2 protein-coding genes are annotated in these 2442 nt (G+C 72.2%); both read right to left on the bottom strand.

Features of this window, described 5'->3' with window-relative positions:
* The coding region (locus I53_RS17700) for a 4-alpha-glucanotransferase (protein ID WP_043353016.1) at positions 1-1037 on the bottom strand (1037 nt) is incomplete at its 3' end.
* The coding region (locus I53_RS17695) for an alpha-amylase family glycosyl hydrolase (RefSeq protein WP_043353014.1) at positions 1034-2442 on the bottom strand (1409 nt) is incomplete at its 5' end. The genes I53_RS17700 and I53_RS17695, both read right to left, overlap by 4 nt.

Below are 2442 nucleotides of genomic sequence, written 5' to 3'. Positions count from 1 at the left end.
GCCGCGAAGGCCCGCACCGCCTCCGTGCCGGCCCGGCGGTACGCGTCCGCCCAGTCGCCCAGCCAATGCGCGCCCTGCCCCCGGAAATGCTCCGACAGGGCCTCGAACAGGGCGTGGGATTCGAGATCCTCGCCGCCCGCCTGCCGGAAGCGCGCGAAATCCGCGTCCGTGCCGGCCCGGGCGGGGGAGTCCGCCCAGAGGGCCCGGAGCACCGGGTCGAGCACATCGTGCACGCCCTGGTGGTCGACCAGCGCCGCCTCGCGGAGCGCCGTGATCGCGTCCGCGCGCGCATCGAGCAGCGCCTCGGCCCGGGAGCCGGCGAGCCCCGGCAGGCTGCGCGGGGCGATGAACAGCGTCTCCAGGAACAGGCGCGAGGAGGGCGAGTAGGGGGAGATCTTGGTCCGGTCGGAACCGAACAGGGCGTGGACCGGGCTGAGCCCTAAGAACGCCGCCCCGCGCAGGGCCGCCTCGCGGGCGGCCTCGCCGGCATCCGCGTAGGTGCCGATGCCGATATTGGTCGCCGAGCGCAGGCCGTAGAGCTGGGCGGCGAGCCCCCAATCGGAGGCCCCCTCATCCGTGTAGGGGCGCGGGCGCCAGCAGCGCTGCGGCGCGGCGATCACCCAGGCCTCGGTGCGGCTCTGGCCGGCCTGCACGATGAGTCGGTGATAGCCCGGGGTCAGCGGCGGCAGCTCGAAGCCGGGATCGGATCCTTGCGGGTTGGCCCGTCCCTCCCGGGCGGTGCCGCGCTCGTCGACGAGGCGCCAGACCAGGGTGTGGGGCGCCCCGTCCTGCAGCCGGACCGGAACGCGGGCGGCCCGGCGGGCCTCCACCGGCAGGAGCGGCGGGATCAGGCCGCGGCGCAGGCGCTCGACCTCGGCGAGGCTCCCGGCGATCGACGCCTCATCCTGAACCGCGAAGCCCAGGGCCGCCAGCAGGCCGCGGCGCACCGCCAGCGGCGTCTCGACGGGCTTGCCGAAGGCGTCGGTGTAGCCGGCGGCGACGCCGACGAGGTCGGCGAGTTTTTCGAGGGGGCTCACGCGCGAGGCTCCGTCAGGAAGACGCCGGTCCACGACGGCAACTCATGTCCGGCCCCGTCCGGGGCATTGGTCCAGACCAGCCGGGCCCCGCCCGGATCCACCGCGAAGGGTGCGTCGCCGACATTGGCGACGAAGCGCAGGGTGCCGGCGCCGAAGCGCCACGTGCAGTCGACCACGTCCGCGCGCGGCATCGTGGCGGCGGCGCCGTCATAGCCGGACTTCGCCAGCGCCACGACCACGTCGCGGCGCAGCCTCAGGAGGCGCGTCGTCTCCGCCAGCACCTCGCGGTGGGGCGAGCGCTCCCGCTCGGACCAGTCGAGCTTCGAGGCCGCGAAGGTCTCGCGCTCGGTCGGGTCGGGGATCTTGGAGGTGTCGTCCGCGAACGCCGCGAAGCTCTTGAACTCCCGGCGGCGGCCGTCGCGGACCGCCTTGTTCAGGTCCTCGTCCGGCGCGAAGTCGACGAAGAACAGGAACGGCGCCGAGGCCGACCATTCCTCGCCCATCCAGAGCATCGGGATCTGCGGCGCCAGCAGGAGCCCGGCCCGGGCGAGATCGAGTTTCTTCGGATCCGCGAGGTGGTTCAACCGCTCGCCCAGCGCCCGGTTGCCGACCTGATCGTGGTTCTGGAGGAAGGTCACGAAGGCCGAGGGCGGCAGGTGCCCGGAGGGCTCGCCGCGCGGATGGTTGTCGAGCGTGGCGAACGGCTCGCCCTGATACGCGAAACCCTCCGCGAGGCAGCGGGCGAGGTGCGCGACCGGTTTGTTGGCAAAGCTTTTATAGTAGCCGGCGTCCTCGCCCGTCAGCAGGACGTGCCAGCAATGGTGCAGGTCGTCGGCCCACTGGGCATCGTGCATCTTCGGGCGCCCGGCGGCGTCCCGCTCCAGCCAGCGGGCCTGGTTGGCCTCGTTCTCCAGCATCAGGTGGATCTGACGGTCCGGAAAGGTCTTCCGGACCGTCTCGCCGAGCTCGGCCAGGAAATGACGGGGCGAATCGTCGAGGATCGCGTGGACGGCGTCGAAGCGCAGGCCGTCGAAGCGGTATTCCTCCAGCCAGTAGAGGGCGTTCTGGATGAAGAACTGGCGCACGGTGGCGCCGCTCTCCTTGCCGTCGAAGTTGATGCCCGCGCCCCAGGGGGTCTGGTGGCGCTCGGTGAAGAAGGTCTTGGCGTAGGCGTGGAGGTAGTTCCCGGCCGGACCGAAGTGATTGTAGACCGCGTCGAGATAGACCATCAGCCCGAGCCCATGGGCGGCGTCGATCAGGCGCTTGAGGTCGTCCGGGCGGCCATAGGCGCCGTCGGGGGCGTAGGGATGGACGCCGTCGTAGCCCCAGTTGCGCGCGCCCTTCAAGTAGGGGAGCGGCAGCAGCTCGATGGCGGTGACGCCGAGCGCCTGAGGTCGGCAGCCGG

This window comes from Methylobacterium sp. B1, from assembly GCF_000333255.1.
GTDB lineage: Bacteria > Pseudomonadota > Alphaproteobacteria > Rhizobiales > Beijerinckiaceae > Methylobacterium > Methylobacterium fujisawaense.
The sequence above is the reverse complement of the archived record's forward strand: the minus strand, read 5'-3'. Positions and strand labels throughout refer to the sequence as shown.